Below are 17,707 nucleotides of genomic sequence, written 5' to 3'. Positions count from 1 at the left end.
GAAACAAACTCGACGCAGGTTTTTGGCAACTGGTCGACACACCGGTTCGGAACCAAAGTTCGGAATCACTGCTCGGTTCGGAATCACTGTTCGTCAAACGTTCGACATCAACATGGAGGACCTCACAATGAGCGCACCAACCTTCAATACCGCCGCAGACGCACTCATGACGCCCGGACAGGTAGCGGCATTGTTTCATGTCGATCCCAAGACCGTGACCCGCTGGGCACACGCAGGACGACTGGGCTCGCTTCGCACGCCAGGAGGACATCGTCGATTCCGTGAGACCGAGGTCATGCAGCTTCTGCGCTCGCTGACCACCGAAGCAGACAACAACTGAGCAACTTCAGCTCACTTCGAAGCACTTTGCGGTACCCGAGAGATCTTGCAGTACCCGACAGATACAGCACTAGCGCACTGAGCCGAAACGCTTGTCCGCACCACTTCTGGTGAAGCGGGGCGGAGACTGAGTAGGCTCGACTTCAGTTCCCTGAGGAGGTGCGCCGTGTTGTATCTGTTGGCGTTGGTGGGTTTGGTGACATTGATCGTTCTGATGTGGAAGGCATTCGGGCCCGATCCGTCGACGCGCACCCCGGTGAGCGGTGTACGCGGGCCGGATGACGATCCCGAATTCCTGTGGAATGTGAACCAGCAAACACGACGCAAGCGCACGGAAGGTCCGGACGTACCGCCGACTGACGCGTCGACATAGCGTCCGGGCTCGCCCGGCTATCCGATTACCGCCCCGTCAACGCGAACGGGGAGGCCGGAAAGTCCTGCGCAACCACCGCAGCCAACTCCAGCACCGCTTCCCGAGTACCTGGACGCAGCCGGTCCAGATCGATTTCGGCGCCCTCTTCCAAATGCGGATCGAACGGAATCAGTTTCACCGCTCGACAGCGCTGCTCGAAGTGCTCGACGACCCGCGGCAGATCAACCTTGCCCGAGCGAGGCCGTACCGCGTTGATGACAGCTACGGACGTGGCGACCAGCCTGCTGTAACCGTGAGCGTCGAGCCAATCAAGGGTTGCGGAGGCGCTACGTGCACCGTCGACGGAACCGGAACTGACGACGATCAACGAATCTGCACCTTCGAGAATGGCCTGCATCGCCGAGTGCATCAATCCGGTGCCGCAGTCGGTCAGAACTATGCTGTAGAACTTCTCGAGCATGTCGACCGTGCGCGTGTAGTCCCCACCGCTGAAGGCCTCTGAAACTGCTGGATCGCTGTCGGAGGCAAGCACTTCGAGCCGGTGTCGATTTTGCGATGTGTAGCCACGGACGTCGCTGTACTTCTCGATGCTGTTCTCGTCGCGCAGCAGGTTTCGCACTGTTGCCGGAGTTTCGAGCGGGATCTTCTGGCTCAGCGTTCCCCGGTCGGGGTTTGCATCGACAGCGACGACGCGATCGCCGCGGATCGAGCCGAACATCGACCCCAGTGTCGCTGTGGTCGTTGTCTTTCCGACGCCGCCTTTGAGACTGAGCACCGCAACCTTGTAGCAGCCCTGCAGCGGCTGGTTGATCTGGCGCGTCAACTCGACGAGGTGCTGCTCTTTTGCACCGTTTCCGAGGTTCACCGATCGGCCGGACAACGTGTACAGCGCCTTGCGCCAGCCACCCACCGGGGCAGGCCGGACAGGCCGCTTGACGAGGAGCGCAGCCGAGAGATCTTGCGCAGTCATCGGGAGAGCGGACTCGAAGCGACTGTCCGGAGCCGAGGTGAGTCCGGTCTGCGGCATCGGAGCGCGAGTAGGTGGCGCCGTCGGCGGGGCCATCGGCACGGCCTGACCATTCTGGAGGGCGTGGCCGTTCTGCACCGGCGCAGCGCCGGGATGACCGAACTGCCGAATCGCGGGATTGGGCGGATGGACGCCGGGCGAAAAAGGTGCCTGCGGTTGCTGGAGCGGTCTCGCGGATGAATGCGCCGTCGGGCCGGGCTGCGAATTCTGAACAGGATGCAGGTTCTGAACAGGCTGCGAGTTCCGAACAGGCTGCGAATTCTGAACAGGCTGCGGAACGCCAGTTCGTGAATCCGGAAGCGACCCTCCACGATTCGTAGGTTCGTAGGTCTGCATCGGCATCGCAGGCGAGGTCGAGAACTGGCCGTTGATCGGGCCTGGCTGCGCTGCCGGATACTGGATGACCGGAGTCTTGGGACCTGGTACCGGAGCCGCTGGGGTCGTCGTCGGCGGCGGAGCGGCGGGTGCACTGGGCACCTGGCCGGCGACTTGCTGGAGCGGCCCGGAGTCGACCGGGGCCACGAAGAGACTACGAACGTCGCTGGGAACCGAGTCCGATGACGGCTCGGGCGCGGATGCGCGCGGCTCGCGCCGCGTCGGCTCGGCAGGGCGCACCGGCTCCCACAATCCTGCTCCGGCGTCTTCAATCTTGTCGGCCATCTCGCCGCTCCCCCTCGTCGATCCCACAGCTACCAGACAGCTAGTAATTCGCCAAGCTGCATCGTAACTGTTGCCCGCCCCTGACGTACCTACCGGTAATACCTACAGACCGGTCGGCAGCCACCCACGGTACCTCGAGAGGATCAGGTGAGTCCCGCGTAGGAGTGCAAGCCGGAGACGACCATGTTGATGATGAAGAGATTGAACAGCATCGCAACAAAACCGGCGATGTTGATCCAGGCGGCCTTCGTCTCCCGCCACCCGGAGGTTGCCCTCGCATGCAGGTAGGCCGCGTAGATCACCCAGGCGATGAAGGACATCGTCTCCTTCGGATCCCAACCCCAGAAGCGTCCCCACGCAGCTTCCGCCCAGATGGCACCGAGGATGACGCCGGCGCCGAACAGCGGAAACGCGATGATCGTGCTCTTGTACGCCAAGCGGTCGAGAGTCTGGGCATCCGGCAGTCGCTCTGCGATCCGGCCACCGATGCTCGTGCCTTCCTCACCGGGCGGGAACTTCAGTCGCAGCAGGAACAGAAGGCTCGCGATACCGCCGATCATGAAGATTCCGGAGCCGACGCTGACGATCGTCACGTGAATCGGAAGCCAGTACGAGCGTAGCGCCGGCACCACGGGAGCCGCGTCGGCGTAGAGGACCGTGCCGGCGAGGAACATCAAGATCAGAACCGGCACCAGCAAGAAGACCCACATCGGACGGTACGCCGGCTTGATCAACAGGACGTGCCCGACCAGCAACGACGCCGCACACGCCATCGCCACGAATTCGTACATGTTGCCGAGCGGGAATCGTTCCGTCGCAAATCCGCGGAGCACGATCGACGCGATGATCAGCACCGTTCCGACGACCAGGACAGCTCGGCCCATTCCGCCGAATCGTTCCGAGAGCGACTTGCTCGGAGTCTCCGCGACCCTGCCAGGCACGGATGCGTCGACACCGCCGGCGGAGACCAGTTCCTTGTCCTGAACCGCCTTTGCTCTGGCCGACGCGTACTGCACGATGAGCAGCACAAACGCCAGCACGAGCACGGTGAAGGCGGACTTGAAGGCCCAGTCGCTGTACTGCGCGAGTGTCTCGTTCGTTGTCATCGGGCGTTCTCCTGCGCGTGCGGTTGGTTCACCGCGGTGGTCGGATTGCTTTTCAGCAAGCGGTCGGCGAGGCGGTCGAACTCGTCGCCCCAGCCTGCGTGGTCGGTGCGGGCAAGCCCACCAAGTTCTACTACAGTACGTCGTTCGTCATCTGGATAGATACGTGCCCAGACGCGGCGACGCTTGATCACGAGCGAGACGAGTAGGCCCGCCATCATGGTCAACGCCGAAACCAACACCCACACCTGAGCGGGATCGTGGGAGACCTGCAGGTTCACGAAGTCGACGGCACCATCGAATCGCACCTGGGTTCCATCGGCAAGCGTCGCGCTCTCCCCCGGAAACAGATTGACTCGATCCTGCTTGACCAGTCGGCCCTGATTGATCAGTTCGGTGTTGAGTTCGAACAGCGATTGCGGGTTACCGGTATCGAGTCCGGTGTCGCCCTTGTAGATGTCGATGGCGACTGCCGGATCGTTCATCGCCGGGTAACTCGACGACAGCAGGTTGCCGTGGAACAGCGCGGTGGGCGCGAACAATCCTTCGATGGCAATCTGATTCTTCCGACGCTCGTCCGCATCGGGATAAATGCCGCCCGGCGGGTCGAAGCGCATCGCGCCACTGCTCAGGAACGTCGTGGCGTCGTCCGGACGCCACTGGAGCGTCTCGGTGCGGGTCTCACCGTTCGGGAACGTGACGGTGAACGTCGGCGCGTATCCGTGTCCCTGCAGGTACACACGATCGCCGGCGATCCGCAGTGGGTGGTTCACCTGGATGGTCGTGTCCCGCCAGGTATCGGACTCGAGGTCGTCGCCTGCCTGGTACGAGATGTCCGAGGTGAACATCTCGGCCTGACCGGTCTCGAGGTAGTCGGCCTGGAAATTCTTCACACGTACACACAGCGGGGTCATGCCGGTGCCGTCGAGGCTCAGACCGGCGACGAAGGAGTCGAACACTGCCGGCGAGGTCGTGCAGAACCCGGGGCCGTCGTTGGCGATGACGATGCGATTGCCCTCGTAGCCGAACAACTTGCCCGCGGCGATCGCGATCAACAATCCGACCAGCGAGAGGTGGAACACGAGGTTGCCGAACTCGCGGAGGTATCCCTTCTCCGCCGAGATGGTGATCTCGCCTTCGCGTCGTGATTTCGAATCGCCGCGACGCGTTTCGACGCGCCACCCGCGCAGTTCTTTCGACACCCGGGCAGCAAGTTCGTCGGGAGTCTCGCCGTCCACAACGCTCTTGGTGTGGTGCGGCAGGCGAGCAAGATTGCGCGGCGCATTCACCGGACGGGTGCGCAGCGCCTTCGCGTGCTCCACGCAACGCGGCAGGATGCAGCCGACCAGCGAGATGAAGAGCAATGCGTAGATCGCGGTGAACCAGAAACTGCTGAACACGTCGAACAATTCGAGGCGGTCCATCCACGGACCGAGCGTCGGACGCGCGGCGATGTAGTCGGTGACCTTGCCCTCGTTGAGGGTTCGCTGTGGCAGCAGGGCGCCGGGGATCGCAGCGAGCGCGAGGAGGAACAGCAGTACCAGCGCGGTCCGCATCGAGGTGAGCCCGCGCCAGGTGTTGCGCCCGAGTGCAACGACTCGACCGATCACCGACTGCTTCGGCAGCACGGGTTTCGGGTGGTCGTTATTGTCGTCAGCTGTCATATCGGCAGCGTCACCTCCGAGATAAATGCGTCGCGAACCCAGCCGACGAACTGGTCCCACGCGCCGGTGACGAGGGCGATTCCCACTGCCACCAACATGATTCCGCCGAAAATTTGAATGGTGCGTGCATTACGACGCAACCAGCCGACGCCGGTCAGCGCGCGCGCGGATCCCAGCGCCAAGATGATGAACGGCAGGCCGAGTCCGATGCAGTACGCGACGATCAACGTGACACCACGCGCGGCCGTCATCCCGTCGGTTCCCGCCGCTACGGACATCACGCCTGCCAATGTCGGACCGAGGCACGGCGTCCAGCCCAGAGCGAACACTCCCCCGAGCAGCGGCGCACCCACCAGTGACGACACGCGACGCGGTTCGAAACGAACGTCCTTCTGCAGCGCCGGAATCAGCCCGATGAAGACGAGACCCATCGCGATGGTGACGACACCGCCCACTCGCATCAGGACCTCGCGGTTGACGAGCAGCGTGGAGATCACGCCGAATACCGACGCGGTCGCGAGGACGAACACAACGGTGAAGCCCGCGACGAACAGTCCGGCCGCACCGGCCACCCTCAGTCGACTGCTCCGGGTGATCGTCCGCGTCTTCGCTTCTTCGGCGGTGATCGCGGGAGCGTCGGCACCGACGACGCCGGCCAGGTAGGACAGGTAGCCGGGAACGAGCGGCACGACGCACGGTGAAGCGAACGACACCAGACCGGCGAGCACACAGGCGCCGAGGGCGAGCAGAAGCGGACCGGACGACGCCGCGTTCTGAAACGCTTCGCCCACACCGGCACTCAATGTGTCGCTGCCGGCCAGCAGCGTAGTGGTCGTGGTTGTCATCTTTACTGCGCGTCTTCCTGAGCTACTCGCTGGACGACGGGCAGCAAATCCTCGGCGAGAAGTTCTTGGAGGAACACCGCGGCGACGCGATGCTGGCGGTCCAGGACGATCGTCGTCGGAATGACCGACGTGGGGTAGCCGTCACCGAGGGCGATCAGCGAACGCATCGACGGGTCGTAGATCGACGGGTACGAGACCTTGTTGTCGACCACGAAGTCCTGCGCTTTGTTCTTGGTGTCGTCGCGGACGTTGATGCCGAGGAACTGCACGCCCGAATCCTTGGTCTGCTCGTAGACCTGTTCCAGGTCGTCGGCTTCGGCGCGGCACGGTCCGCACCACTGACCCCAGACGTTGAGAACGACGACCTTGCCCTCGAAGTCCTCGACACCGACCTTCTGACCTTCGTTCATCAGATCGGGCCCGGAGAGCTTGCCGATGGTGCCTCGGTCGGACGGCGGATCGTAGAAGATCTTGGTTTGTCCGCCCGGTGAGACGAAGTCGAAAGTTCCGCCCTGTGCGACGGCGTCGTCGCCGGTCGCGCAGGACGAGAGAAGAAGCATCGCCGACGCAGCGGCTGCGAATGCTGCGGCGATGCGGCGCGAAATCATGCTCCTGTCACTCTCGGGTCGGAGGCGCCGGCAGGTTCGGAGTAGACGATGTCGACCAGGGTGTCGCCTTCGTAGACCAGTGAAGTCAACGAGGCCAGTCCACACTGACGGTGACGGGGATCGTGCCAGAGACGCTCGCCCTGCAGGAATCGACGCAGTGTCCAGACCGGAAGTTGATGGCTGACGACGACGGCTTCGTGTCCGACTGCCGCGACGCGTGCGGCATTGACGGCTGCGAGCATGCGATGGGCGATCTGCAGGTAGGGCTCGCCCCAGGACGGGGTGAACGGGTCACGCAGTTTCCACCAGTGACGCGGACGCGAGAGCGCACCGTCCCCGACGGCAACCTTGAGACCCTCGAACTCGTTGCCTGCCTCGATCAGGTTTTCGTCCGTGACGATGTCGAGCTTGTGTGCCTCGGCGATCGGAGTCGCGGTCTCTTGTGCCCGCTGCAGCGGCGACGCGACCACGTGGGTGATGTCGTGATCGGCGAGCACCGACGCGACCGCACGAGCCTGAGCTTCGCCCGCCACCGACAACCGGAAACCCGGGAGCCGTCCGTAGAGGATCCCGCGCGGGTTGTGTACTTCGCCGTGGCGCAGGACGTGGACGATGGTGCGGGTGGACGTGTGGTCGGGGTGATCGGCGTCGGTCACAGTCGAGGGTCCTCGCTGAAGATGATGGATGTCGGAAGCGTGCGGGTGTTCTGGAATGGGAACTGCTCAGGGCTTGACGGCAGCAGCTGCGGCCTTGGCTGCGTGAGGCATGGCGTCGGCGATGATCGAGAAGGCTCGATCGTCGAGGGCTGCGGAGACGAACCACGCTTCGAACGCGCTCGGCGGCGGGTACACGCCGCGGGAGAGCAGTGCGTGGAAGAAGGCGGGGAATCGCCAGGTCTGCGCGGCTTTGGCTTCGTCGTAGTTGGTCACCGTGTTCTCGGTGAAGAACACGCTCACCAAGGTGCCTGCGTACTGCACTCGGTGTTCGACGCCTTCGGCGGTGAGTGCTTGGGTCATGAGGTCGCCGAGGGCGGTCGCGTTCCGGCCGAGCTTGGCGTACACCTCGGCGTCGGCGGCGCGCAGGCTCGCGAGTCCGGCGGCGACGGCTACGGGGTTACCCGAGAGGGTGCCTGCCTGGTAGACGGGACCGTCCGGTGCGAGGTGGCCCATGATGTCGGCGCGGCCGCCGAATGCTGCGGCGGGCAGGCCGCCGCTCATGACCTTGCCGAAGGTGTAGAGGTCGCCTGCGACGTTGTCGATGCCGTACCAACCCGAGGCACTGACGCGGAATCCGGTCATCACCTCGTCCATGATCAGGAGTGCGCCGTGCTCACGGGTGAGACGACGCAGACCCTCGTTGAAACCGGGAAGCGGTGCGACGGCGCCCATATTTCCGGCGGCAGCTTCGGTGATGACACACGCGATGGCCCCGGGATTGGCCTCGAACGCCGCGGCCACCGCGTCGAGATCGTTGTAGCGCACGACGATGGTGTCTTCTGCTTGAGCGCCGGTCACGCCGGGAGAGGTCGGCAGCCCGAACGTCGCGAGGCCGGATCCGGCGTCGGCGAGAAGGGCGTCGACGTGGCCGTGGTAGCAACCGGAGAACTTGACGATCTTGGTCCGCCCGGTGAATCCGCGGGCGAGGCGGACTGCGCTCATCGTGGCTTCGGTTCCGGAGTTGACCAGGCGAACCTTTTCCACGGGCGCGACGCGGGCGACGATTTCCTCGGCGAGGGCAACTTCGCCTTCGGTCGGCGCACCGAAGGAGAGACCTCCGAGGGCTGCTTCGCGAACGGCTTCGACGACTGCCGGGTGAGCGTGCCCGAGAATCATCGGACCCCAGGACGACACCAGGTCGACGTAATTGTTTCCGTCGACGTCGGTGAGGGTGTAGCCGGATGCTTCGCGAATGAATCGCGGTGTTCCGCCGACCGAACCGAACGCACGGACGGGCGAGTTGACGCCACCCGGAATCACGTTGCCGGCACGTTCGAAGAGCCGAGCGGAGTTCGTTGCATGCACGTCGGGATCACCGGAAGACACAGTCACGGCTTCCAGTGTCCCAGTTCTGTCGAATCTGACAACGACAGGGTGTAGGACTTCGGTGCTCGAGGCGAGTTTTCCGGTCGAACCGGGCCCCGCGTGAGACGATTCCGGGCATGAAGCGACTGTTGACGACGCTGATGGTCTCGGCTGCGATTCTTCTCACATCGTGTGGTTCGGACGCTTCGAACGACGACAAGGCGACAGTTTCGTCGCCGCCGAGCGCCACCGACTCGGCTCGAACCACCGCGGCGACGAGCACCGACCCCGCGTTTCTCGGCGGGTGTTCGGCGGTGTCCGTCTACGTTCAGCAGCGTGTTCAGAGCGGCGACACGTCGACCCAGACGGCGGGCGCCGACTTCCTGAAGATCGTCGAGAACGACCCTTCGTACCAGGCTATGTCCGAGAGCGAGAAGGAACTCTTCCGCCAAGGAATCGAAGCGGGTGCCGCGGGCTCCTGCTGAATGTGAGGCTGGGATCGAACCGGGTTGCCCGCGGTGCGCTACGCGCTATCGTCGGTTCCATGGCCACCACAGCGGACCACCTCAGGACAACACTCGACGGACGCTGGCGGGAGGTGCGTGAGCGCGTTCGCGGCGAATTGAACGACGAACGTTTTGCTCCGCACTACACACCCAACACCGCCATTGCGCGCTCCAAGGCTCTCGAACAGATGCGGGTCCTCGCCGATCTCGGGTACGCCGCAAACGGTTTCGCGGTCTCTCACGGCGGAACGGGCGACGCGGGTGGCGCCGTCACCAGCATCGAGATGCTCGCGATGTCCGACCTCTCACTGATGGTCAAGGCCGGCGTCCAGTGGGGTCTGTTCGGCGGCGCCATCGAAAACCTCGGCACCGAGCGTCACCACCAGGCGTACGTCAAGCCGCTGATCGATCTGGACCTGCTCGGTTGCTTTGCGATGACCGAGACCGGTCACGGCAGCGACGTCCAGGAACTCGAAACCACGGCGACCTACGACGTCGAGACGGGCGAGTTCGTCGTCAACTCCCCCACTCCGTCCTCTCGCAAGGACTACATCGGCGGCGCTGCCCAGCACGCCACCGTCGCAGCGGTGTTCGCACAGCTGATCACCGGAGGCGAAAGTCAGGGCGTCCACTGCTTTGTCGTGCCGATTCGTGACGACGCCGGCAACGACCTCCCCGGCGTCACGACGTCCGACTGCGGGCTCAAGGGTGGACTGCCCGGAGTCGACAACGGCCGCATCGTCTTCGACCAGGTCCGCATCCCGCGTGAGAATCTACTCAACCGTTACGCCGACGTCGCCGAGGACGGCACGTACAGCTCGGCGATCGAGAACCCGAACCGTCGTTTCTTCACGATGGTCGGCACACTGGTTCGTGGACGTGTCACCGTCGGTGGTTCCGCGGCAGCGGCCGCCCGCGTCGGATTGGCAATCGCCGGTCGATACGCCCTGCAGCGCAGGCAGTTCAGTGCTCCGAAGAGTGACGACGAAGTCCTGATCATGGACTACCTCGTGCACCAGAAGCGTCTGCTGCCGTTGATCGCCCGCTCGTACGCTCTGCAGTTCGCACAGAACGAACTCGTAGCCGCGATGCACGACATCCAGAGCAGCGACGACCCGGATCCGCAGGAGCAGCGCGAACTCGAAGGTCGCGCCGCCGGACTCAAGGCCGCCAACACCTGGCATGCCACTCGGGCCATCCAGGAGGCACGCGAAGCCTGCGGCGGCGCAGGCTATCTCGCCGAGAACCGCCTCACCGCACTCAAGGCGGACACCGACGTCTTCACCACGTTCGAGGGTGACAACCACGTTCTGACGCAGTTGGTCGCAAAAGAACTCCTCACCTCCTACGCCGACGAAGTCCGCGGCATGAGCCCGGTCGACTGGATGCGCTTCGCCGCTACGACGGTCTCCGACGTTGTCAAGAAACGCACGGCAGCGCAGCAGATCCTGCAGACGATCGTCGACACTCGCCAGGACAACGAAGAGGACGGCAGCCTCTTCAATCGCGGCACCCAGATGAAGATGTTCGAAGACCGCGAAGAGTACCTACTCGCCACTGCGGCAAGGCGATTGCAGGCAGCGCAGAAGCGCGAGGAGAACCCGTTCGACGCGTTCAACTTCGTGCAGGACCACGTACTCAAAGCCGCTCAGGCGCACATCGAGCGCGTCATCCTGGAAGCATTCGTCGCCGGCATCGACTCGTGTGAGGACGAGACCGCAAAGGAACTCTTCGGCGAGGTGTGCGATCTCTACGCACTGTCCGTGATCGAAGAGGACAAGGCCTGGTTCATGGAGCACCGGCATCTGTCGGTGGAGCGTTCGAAGGCCGTGACGCGCGGAATCAACGAGCGTTGCCGCACCCTGCGCCCCCACGTCGAGACACTGATCGACGGGTTCGGCATTCCGGACATCCTGCTGGGGTCCGCGATGCTCGACGGACCGGGCACCGACGCGGTACGGCTGAAGTAAGGGTTCGGGTGGGGTCGGCAATCGCCGGCCCCACCACACTCAGTGCGCTGCTGCCTTTTTCGACTGGCGAGAGGCGAGCAGTCCGGTCAGGCCGAGTGCCGCGACCAGCCAGATCCCCAGAACGAGCAGGTGCGGTCCGGCGCCGTTGCCACTGAAGTAGATGACGGAGCGGATGGGCTCCATGGCTGCCGATCCGAGCCAGAACGAATGGATGTGCTGCCAGAATCCGGGCAGGAACGACACCGGAATGGCACCACCCGAACTCGGGAAGTTGATGAAAACGAGCACCGTCAGCACCGCGAAGATCGCGGCTTGGCCGAGCAGTCGATTGAGCAGGATGCTCACCGCACCGACGGTGAACGTGTAAACCATCGAGATTCCCAGCAGTTGCAGGATCTGGCCGAACGACGCCCCGAAGGCGTGCATGAAGATGCTGGTGATGCCGAAGGCTATGAGCGGGGTGAGTATCGCCGCACCGGCCAGGATCGAATACTGCTCGCGCAACCGCATTCTCGGCGCAACCTGACTGAGCACCGTGATGGTCAGGTAGCCACCGAGGGTGCAGACGATCAGGAAGTAGAAGAGTCCGACAGTCGAGGAGTCGCGCGCCGTGACAGGCGCCGAGTCGATCACCGTGACCTGCTGCCCCGTCTGCTCCGCAACCGAATGCGCCAAGCTGCTCACCACGGAAACCGTCGAGGCGCCCGCGCCGGTGGCGATATGTGCGGTCACGGTGTCACCGATCTCGATGGCGCCGATCGCATCGCGGTTGTCGATCCGAGAGAGTGCGTCGGCGGCGTTGGCTGTGGCAACGATGTCGAACTTGTCACCCGACGAAGCCTGGATTCCGTCGATCAGCGGGGCCGTGACGGACGGCGACCCGACCACCACGATCGGTGCCTGATTCGGCGTCGGCGAATGGAAGGCGCTGACGTAGCACAGGCAGAACATGATGACGAAGAACAACGGAAATGCGAGTCCACTGCCCACCATCTTCCAATTGGTCGGCGGATCGACAACTTCTTCGCTGGGTACTCGGACGTCGGTATCTGTCATATTCCACGCTCTCTTCACTAACCGCATCTAGCTGTCAACACCGTTGACAGACTCAACAGTCAACACCGTTGACACGTTATAGTCAACGCCGTTGACAACGCGGTCGGCGAGCGAGCACAGAGGTCGATGTCGTGACACCCACGAGGCACACGCCAGAGCAGGAGCAACCCTCGACATCCGAGGCGATTCGCGCGGCGGCGTTCCAACTGTTCGGCGAGCACGGGTTCGGCGGCACGTCAGTTCGCGCCATCGCCAAAGTTGCCGGAATCGATCCGGCCCTGGTCATCCGGCATTTCGGGTCCAAAGAAGCACTGTTCCTGGAAACCACGCCGGTTGCGGACTACTTCGAAGGCCAGTTCGACGGCCCACTCGACACCCTCGGTGAGCGAATCGCCGCCTTCGTCCTGGGCAAGGCCGACGCCCGGATGCTGTCGGTGTACACAGCGCTCATGCGAGCGTCGGACAGTCCACGCATCCGGGAGCGACTCCGAGACATGACCGGAGTATTCGCCACCAATCTCGCCGCTCGTCTAGACGGCGAAGACGCGTACACCCGCGCACTCCTGGTCTCCGCCCAGGTGTCCGGGCTGTTGAGCGTCCTCAGCGACGAGAGTATCCCCCAGTCCGCAGATCGCGACGAGTTGGCAAAACTCTACGGCCGGGCGATGCAGACGCTGATCGATCAGTACTGAGCGATGACCTCCTCGGCAAACCGCCGAACGGAGTCGAGTCGTCCCTGACGATCACCGGAGTCAACTCCGTAGTGATACCAGGGCAAAACTCTGATTTCCGTGACTCCGAGAGTCTCGAGTTCGCGATATCCGTCCAGATCACGAACATCCGTCGGCGAGACGTTGACGCCGAAAGGAACATCGGCACGACCGTACTCGACCCGCAATTCCGTGAGACGATCGATGGCGCAGGCTAATTCGGCTTTGGTCGTGTTCACCGACATCCAACCGTCAGCCAGCCTGGCTGCACGACGCAACCCCGGTTCGCTGTGCCCACCGATGTAGATCGGAACCGGAATCTCCGGAGCAGGACTGATCATCAGAGCGTCGAAATCGTAGTGCTTGCCGTGGTATTCGACCCATTCCGGCCCACGTCCCGCACACACCGCCTTGATGATCTCGATGGCTTCGTCGGTACGCGCGCCGCGGGTGCGCATCTCGGTACCGGTGAAGGTGAATTCCTCGGGAATCCAGGACAAACCGACGCCGAGAGCGACGCGGTTCCTCGACATCACGGCCATGGTCGCGACCTGCTTGGCAGTCAACAGCGGATCGCGCAGTGGAAGTTTAAACACGTTGGTGTAGAACTGAATTCGCGATGTGACGGCCGCCATCGCCGCCATGGCAATGAACGGATCAGGCATCGGCGTCTCGGGCGCCCACATCCGCTTCCCGTCAGCAGTGTACGGGTACGGCGCCGACACCTGCTCCGGATAGAACACGGAATCCGGCATCGCGATTCCGTCGAACCCCACCTCTTCGGCGACCTGCGCCAACTCGCACAGTTCCAGCGCGTCGATCATCGCACCCGCCAAGGACCACTTCATCGTTCCACCGTTTCGCCGTTGGGCGAGATCCAAGCGCCGCCCAAGAACATAATGTCGGTGATGTTGCGAACGACGCCGTGAACGTTGCCGTCCCATGCGGTCAACACCGACGCCGGCCCCCAGATCACGTAAGGCACAGTCGCGTTGGCGTACTCCTGCACCTTGCTGATCGCCTCACGGACAGCATTGTCCGTCGATGCCGTCTGCACAGCTGTGATCATCGCGTCCATCTCCGGGTCCGCGAAGCCGGACGGGTTGTTCTTCGAATCACTGGCCATACTGTTGTACAAATTGAGGTACGGCGCTTCTTCTCCGACCGGAGCGCCACCTCTGGTCATGTCGAAATCGTGGTCCTTGTATACCCGTCGAACCAGATCGGTCACATCGGTCGCGTAGTCGATGGTGACGTCGAAACCGATCGCGTTCAGCGAAGCCTGAACCGTCAGTGCCGTCGCCTGTTGGCTCGGCTCCGAGGTGGTGAGGTAGCGGAGTTTCCCGTCGTACCCGTCGGACTTCGCTTGATCGAGCAGCGCCTTTGCCTTCACCTGATCGAACGGAATGCCTGCTGTGTTGTTGTACCAACGTGACGTCTGCGGGACCAGTTCGGAACTGGCGGTGCCCAATCCGTTGTTCGCCCGGGTATTGACCGCCGCCGGATCCACCCCGTAGGCGATCGCCTGACGGACGCGAACATCGGCCCCGGGCTTGCCCTCACGGTTGTTGATCGTGCCGATCCCGTTCTGTCCGGTCGGACTGAGGTAACCCGAGTATCCGTCGTCGAGAGCTTGTTCGATCACGGCCTCGTCGCGGAGAATGTACGTCATGTCGATCTGGCCGCTCTTCAACGATTCGTACTGAGACTGCGCGCCCGATGTAGGAACAAACCGCACTGTGTCCAGTGGAGGTTTACCGCCCTGATAATCCGTGCGTGCGGCGAGTACCAGTTCTTCGTGCGGGGCGAACTTGGCCAAGGTGAACGGACCCGCCCCGATCGGTGTGAACGCTCCCTCCCCGGTTCCTGAAACCGACCCTGCCTCTCCCCCTGAACTTCGCGCAACGATCATTCCGGGCCCGAGCGACAACAGCGCCGGGAATTGACGCCAGGGCCGCTCGAGCACGAATTCGACTGTGGTGGCGTCGGGCGTCTCGATCCGATCCACGATGTTGAGCCAGGTCTGCGATACATCACCCTTGCCTGCCACGAATCGATCGATACTCCACTTCACCGCTTCCGCGTCGAGCGGACTTCCGTCGCTGAAGGTGAGGCCATCAGCCAAAGTGACGGTGTACGAAGTGAAGTCGCTGTTGTTCGACAGTGTCTTCGCGAGTTGTGGCACGAAGCTCCCGTTTGTGGAGTCGCTGCGTACCAGCGTGTCGTAAATCGCGGCCATTTCGGTTCCGCCGGTCGAACCGGCGGCTTGCGTTCTCGTGGGGTCCAACGAGGAAGGGAACGCATAGGACCCGAAGGTGAGAACACCGCCGTCGATCCGCTCCCCCACATCTGGGGCGCCCACAAAACCAGCTGCGCCACTACTGCTCGATGAAGCCGATCCCGAGTTGTCCCCACTGCTCGACGCGCAGCCGGCCAACATCAATGCACCGGCAAGCCTGAGCGCGACAAAGCGAGGGCCGAACCTAATCTTCCTGGTGTACATACGTTCCCAATCTCCGTCAGCGTGTCAGATCTTGACTACCTTTGACGTCGGGATCGGGTGCGAGTCCGCCTTGATCCAGCGCAGCGCCCATGTCCCCTCGGCATGCGAATCGGTGTCGATCCAGTTGCCATAACCCGGATCCTTCGCCGCCACGACGATTGTCATGGTGCCGTCGTCGTTGAGCTTCGCGGTGTGATTGTTGATGTAGATGTTCGTGCGGTTGTAGTCGAGGGACTCGACCCAGAAGTTCTGCAGCACGAAGTTGAAGTACTCGCAGTTCGGAACCTCGGTCTCGATGACCCACGCCTCGTCCTCGGCGAGCTTCCAGTAACCGTGGAAGTAGAAGATCGTCGGATCGCCGCCGGCATCCTGGAAGTAGTCCTGTCCCCAGTCGAAAATCTCGTTGGTGTGCGGCTGGAATTTGCGCGACCATTCCAGGAAGGTCTCCGCCATCCCCTTCACGATCCCGACGGACTTGGTGAGGCGCTCGCCGATCTCTTCCGGACTCAACGGGACGAACTCCCCGTCCGGGTTCAGGCATTCGATGGTCAGATCACCGATGACCTCGTTGCGCCGATCCCGGTGAGTTTGCCGAACGGAGATGAGGTTGCTGTCGGGCGCCAAAGGCAGCCAAGCGCCCTCATCGGGCTTGTCGACGCTCGCGATGAACTCGAATCGGCCGTTCTCGTCGACCTCGAGGTCGTGGATATGCAGATCGCCGGTCTGCAGCATGGTGCCGTCGATGTGGTACCGATTTACGCGCGAGCCGAAGGTGATCAGCGGGACGGTGCCTCGGGTGCCGATGATCCGGTAGTTGTACTTACCGGAAATGTTGGCGCGCATGTAGACGTTGTCCGGGTTGTCGGCACCGATCTTCGTCATCATGTTCGGGTTCGGAGCCGACGAGAACTGCGGCCACCGTGGATCGGTGTACTCGACACAGTTGATCGTGCCGTACCGAAGCAACCGACTCAGGTAGCGGACGCCCTCGGCTTGAGTCAGCGGCTCCTGAGGGACGATCTCGTCTTCCAGGACCTTTCCGATCTCGAGCAGATCTGCGCAGAACTTTTCCCAAACAGCATTCATGTGAATCTCCTTGTTTCGGTTGGGGCTTCGCCCTGTGCGCCTTTTTGGTAGTCGGCACTACCAAAAAGGCGCACAGGGCCGGAGGCCTTCAGGGTGTGGTGGCGAACTTCGCTTCGACGTCGGCAGCGCTCACGCCGAAATCCTCGAGCGAATAGCGATGCGACGGACGACGGTGCTCGGCAAGGCTGGCCTGATGCGACGCCTCCACCGCGGCGCGGGCGTCGTCTGTGAAGGGCAGGGCGAACTGTGCATAGATCTTCTCGACGGTGCCGACCGCATCGGCGATGAAGTCCTTGTAGTCGACGTCGATGAACTGATCGGGGTTGTAACGGCTACGGGCATTGTTGAAGTTCGCATTCCCTCGCGCCCACAACTCCAGTTGCGTGCGCCCGATGGCCGGACGATCGAAGGCCCTCGACATGTCGTGTCCGCCCTGCTCGACGAGGCTGAAGGTGGACGCCATCGATGTCAACGGGTCCCGGAAGGTCCGAACGAACAGTGCATCCGGATAGACCGACATGATCTCGTCGATCGCGAAGACATGGCTCGGGCTTTTGAGCACCCACCGTCTGTCCTGGTCGTGCAGCCCGATCAACTGCAGGTTCTTCTTGTGCCGCGCATATGTTTCGGTCCAGTCCTGCTCCGCCAGCCACCGGGTGTAACTCGGCACGTACGCCACCGTCTCGAACGCGGTCGAGAGCATCGTCTGCTGCAGCAGCCGCCAGCATTCCTCGACCTCCTCCGCCCCCATGAAATGAACCTTCATCAGGTCTGCCTCGTTACGCTGGCGAGCACGGTAGAAGGCGTCGGAGCGAACGTAATCTTCGTTCTCCGACCACTTGTCGCGCTCGGGGCGCGGCTGCGGCGTCTCGGCGAGCCACATCTCGGCGCCCTGATGCGCCGGGTCGGCACCGAGCAAACGGTGCAGCGCGGTGCTGCCGGTGCGGGTCAACCCGACCACGAAGATCGGGCGTTCGATCGGAACATCTACGTGCTCTGGATATTTCGCGAATCCGGCCTCACTGGTCAGGCGACCCGCGAGCGCTCCGACGATCATCTTGCGAGCGATCACCTTGCCGTGAGGAGTGAGGTCGGCCTCGTTCTGGAACGACTCGAGGAGAACTCGAAGTCCTTCGAGATAGCTTTCGCTGCCGAAGTTTTCGTACCCGGCCGCCTCGCGCGCAGCCTGGTGCAGGTGATCGATGGAACCGATGCCGTCGTAATCCTGTGTCATGG

The 17,707-nt window shown here is 62.9% G+C and carries 17 protein-coding genes; 5 read left to right on the top strand and 12 right to left on the bottom strand.

Features of this window, described 5'->3' with window-relative positions; all coding sequences use genetic code 11:
• The first annotated feature begins 127 nt into the window (after nt 1-127).
• On the top strand, nt 128-340 hold the full coding sequence (locus A0W34_RS08305) for a BldC family transcriptional regulator (protein ID WP_003942029.1): 213 nt from the start codon (nt 128-130) through the stop codon (nt 338-340).
• A 165-nt stretch (nt 341-505) separates the two neighbouring features.
• Entirely contained in the window at nt 506-712 is a 207-nt protein-coding gene (locus A0W34_RS08300) for a hypothetical protein (RefSeq protein WP_003941996.1), read from the top strand.
• Nucleotides 713-737: 25 nt separating this feature from the next.
• Here the strand turns inward: A0W34_RS08300 and A0W34_RS08295 are convergent, their stop codons facing one another.
• The 7 genes from A0W34_RS08295 to hemL all read right to left on the bottom strand — a co-directional run bounded on the left by A0W34_RS08295 (nt 738) and on the right by hemL (nt 8,667).
• Entirely contained in the window at nt 738-2,399 is a 1,662-nt protein-coding gene (locus A0W34_RS08295) for a MinD/ParA family ATP-binding protein (RefSeq protein WP_156888909.1), read from the bottom strand.
• A gap of 143 nt (nt 2,400-2,542) precedes the next feature.
• Entirely contained in the window at nt 2,543-3,505 is a 963-nt protein-coding gene (ccsB, locus tag A0W34_RS08290; RefSeq protein ID WP_047268895.1) for a c-type cytochrome biogenesis protein CcsB, read from the bottom strand.
• Entirely contained in the window at nt 3,502-5,166 is a 1,665-nt protein-coding gene (resB, locus tag A0W34_RS08285; RefSeq protein WP_081557561.1) for a cytochrome c biogenesis protein ResB, read from the bottom strand. Before resB ends, ccsB begins: the two co-directional genes overlap by 4 nt.
• A complete protein-coding gene (locus A0W34_RS08280) occupies nt 5,163-6,011 on the bottom strand; it encodes a cytochrome c biogenesis CcdA family protein (RefSeq protein ID WP_007735278.1) in 849 nt (282 codons plus the stop codon). The genes resB and A0W34_RS08280 overlap by 4 nt, the downstream gene beginning before the upstream one ends.
• A gap of 2 nt (nt 6,012-6,013) precedes the next feature.
• Nucleotides 6,014-6,619 carry a TlpA disulfide reductase family protein gene (locus A0W34_RS08275; RefSeq protein WP_007735280.1) on the bottom strand — a complete coding sequence of 202 codons (606 nt, stop codon included), beginning with the start codon at nt 6,617-6,619 and terminating at the stop codon, nt 6,014-6,016.
• Entirely contained in the window at nt 6,616-7,275 is a 660-nt protein-coding gene (locus A0W34_RS08270; protein WP_003941868.1) for a histidine phosphatase family protein, read from the bottom strand. Before A0W34_RS08270 ends, A0W34_RS08275 begins: the two co-directional genes overlap by 4 nt.
• 66 nt (nt 7,276-7,341) lie before the next feature.
• Complete coding sequence (gene hemL / locus A0W34_RS08265; protein ID WP_064074192.1) at nt 7,342-8,667, bottom strand: glutamate-1-semialdehyde 2,1-aminomutase; 1,326 nt, start codon at nt 8,665-8,667, stop codon at nt 7,342-7,344.
• Nucleotides 8,668-8,777: 110 nt separating this feature from the next.
• On the opposite strand from hemL, the gene A0W34_RS08260 reads away from it, so the two are divergent.
• A complete protein-coding gene (locus A0W34_RS08260) occupies nt 8,778-9,125 on the top strand; it encodes a hypothetical protein (RefSeq protein ID WP_007735283.1) in 348 nt (115 codons plus the stop codon).
• Nucleotides 9,126-9,184: 59 nt separating this feature from the next.
• Nucleotides 9,185-11,116: an acyl-CoA dehydrogenase family protein gene (locus A0W34_RS08255; RefSeq protein WP_024487810.1), complete on the top strand. Its 1,932-nt coding sequence runs from the start codon at nt 9,185-9,187 to the stop codon at nt 11,114-11,116.
• Nucleotides 11,117-11,155: 39 nt separating this feature from the next.
• Here the strand turns inward: A0W34_RS08255 and A0W34_RS08250 are convergent, their stop codons facing one another.
• Nucleotides 11,156-12,172, bottom strand: a complete 1,017-nt coding sequence (locus A0W34_RS08250) for an ABC transporter permease (protein WP_003941940.1) — start codon at nt 12,170-12,172, stop codon at nt 11,156-11,158.
• Between the two features lie 131 nt (nt 12,173-12,303).
• Between A0W34_RS08250 and A0W34_RS08245 the strand changes: the two genes are divergently transcribed.
• Nucleotides 12,304-12,864: a TetR/AcrR family transcriptional regulator gene (locus tag A0W34_RS08245; protein ID WP_003941925.1), complete on the top strand. Its 561-nt coding sequence runs from the start codon at nt 12,304-12,306 to the stop codon at nt 12,862-12,864.
• On the opposite strand, the gene A0W34_RS08240 is transcribed toward A0W34_RS08245, so the two are convergent.
• From A0W34_RS08240 to A0W34_RS08225, 4 genes are all read right to left on the bottom strand, one after another.
• Nucleotides 12,855-13,730, bottom strand: coding sequence for a TIGR03619 family F420-dependent LLM class oxidoreductase (locus A0W34_RS08240; RefSeq protein ID WP_081557560.1), 876 nt, complete (start codon nt 13,728-13,730; stop codon nt 12,855-12,857). The two genes, A0W34_RS08245 and A0W34_RS08240, sit on opposite strands and share 10 nt — an antisense overlap.
• On the bottom strand, nt 13,727-15,385 hold the full coding sequence (locus A0W34_RS08235) for an ABC transporter substrate-binding protein (protein ID WP_081557559.1): 1,659 nt from the start codon (nt 15,383-15,385) through the stop codon (nt 13,727-13,729). The genes A0W34_RS08240 and A0W34_RS08235 overlap by 4 nt, the downstream gene beginning before the upstream one ends.
• A gap of 24 nt (nt 15,386-15,409) precedes the next feature.
• A complete protein-coding gene (locus tag A0W34_RS08230) occupies nt 15,410-16,471 on the bottom strand; it encodes a DUF1214 domain-containing protein (protein WP_081557558.1) in 1,062 nt (353 codons plus the stop codon).
• Nucleotides 16,472-16,559: 88 nt separating this feature from the next.
• Complete coding sequence (locus tag A0W34_RS08225) at nt 16,560-17,705, bottom strand: sulfotransferase family protein (protein ID WP_073512135.1); 1,146 nt, start codon at nt 17,703-17,705, stop codon at nt 16,560-16,562.
• Nucleotides 17,706-17,707 lie beyond the last annotated feature (2 nt).

Source organism: Rhodococcus sp. BH4, assembly GCF_002079265.1.
Lineage (GTDB): Bacteria > Actinomycetota > Actinomycetes > Mycobacteriales > Mycobacteriaceae > Rhodococcus_F > Rhodococcus_F qingshengii.
This window is presented reverse-complemented; position numbering and strand designations above follow the sequence as displayed.

Excerpts from the sequence above, each read along its gene's own strand:
- A0W34_RS08225 (WP_073512135.1), bottom strand. The coding sequence starts at position 17,705 with ATGACACAGGATTACGACGGCATCGGTTCCATCGATCACCTGCACCAG.
- A0W34_RS08295 (WP_156888909.1), bottom strand. The coding sequence starts at position 2,399 with ATGGCCGACAAGATTGAAGACGCCGGAGCAGGATTGTGGGAGCCGGTG.
- A0W34_RS08235 (WP_081557559.1), bottom strand. The coding sequence starts at position 15,385 with ATGTACACCAGGAAGATTAGGTTCGGCCCTCGCTTTGTCGCGCTCAGG.
- resB (WP_081557561.1), bottom strand. The coding sequence starts at position 5,166 with ATGACAGCTGACGACAATAACGACCACCCGAAACCCGTGCTGCCGAAG.
- ccsB (WP_047268895.1), bottom strand. The coding sequence starts at position 3,505 with ATGACAACGAACGAGACACTCGCGCAGTACAGCGACTGGGCCTTCAAG.
- A0W34_RS08275 (WP_007735280.1), bottom strand. The coding sequence starts at position 6,619 with ATGATTTCGCGCCGCATCGCCGCAGCATTCGCAGCCGCTGCGTCGGCG.
- A0W34_RS08305 (WP_003942029.1), top strand. The coding sequence starts at position 128 with ATGAGCGCACCAACCTTCAATACCGCCGCAGACGCACTCATGACGCCC.
- A0W34_RS08250 (WP_003941940.1), bottom strand. The coding sequence starts at position 12,172 with ATGACAGATACCGACGTCCGAGTACCCAGCGAAGAAGTTGTCGATCCG.
- A0W34_RS08260 (WP_007735283.1), top strand. The coding sequence starts at position 8,778 with ATGAAGCGACTGTTGACGACGCTGATGGTCTCGGCTGCGATTCTTCTC.
- A0W34_RS08255 (WP_024487810.1), top strand. The coding sequence starts at position 9,185 with ATGGCCACCACAGCGGACCACCTCAGGACAACACTCGACGGACGCTGG.
- A0W34_RS08240 (WP_081557560.1), bottom strand. The coding sequence starts at position 13,730 with ATGAAGTGGTCCTTGGCGGGTGCGATGATCGACGCGCTGGAACTGTGC.
- A0W34_RS08230 (WP_081557558.1), bottom strand. The coding sequence starts at position 16,471 with ATGAATGCTGTTTGGGAAAAGTTCTGCGCAGATCTGCTCGAGATCGGA.
- A0W34_RS08280 (WP_007735278.1), bottom strand. The coding sequence starts at position 6,011 with ATGACAACCACGACCACTACGCTGCTGGCCGGCAGCGACACATTGAGT.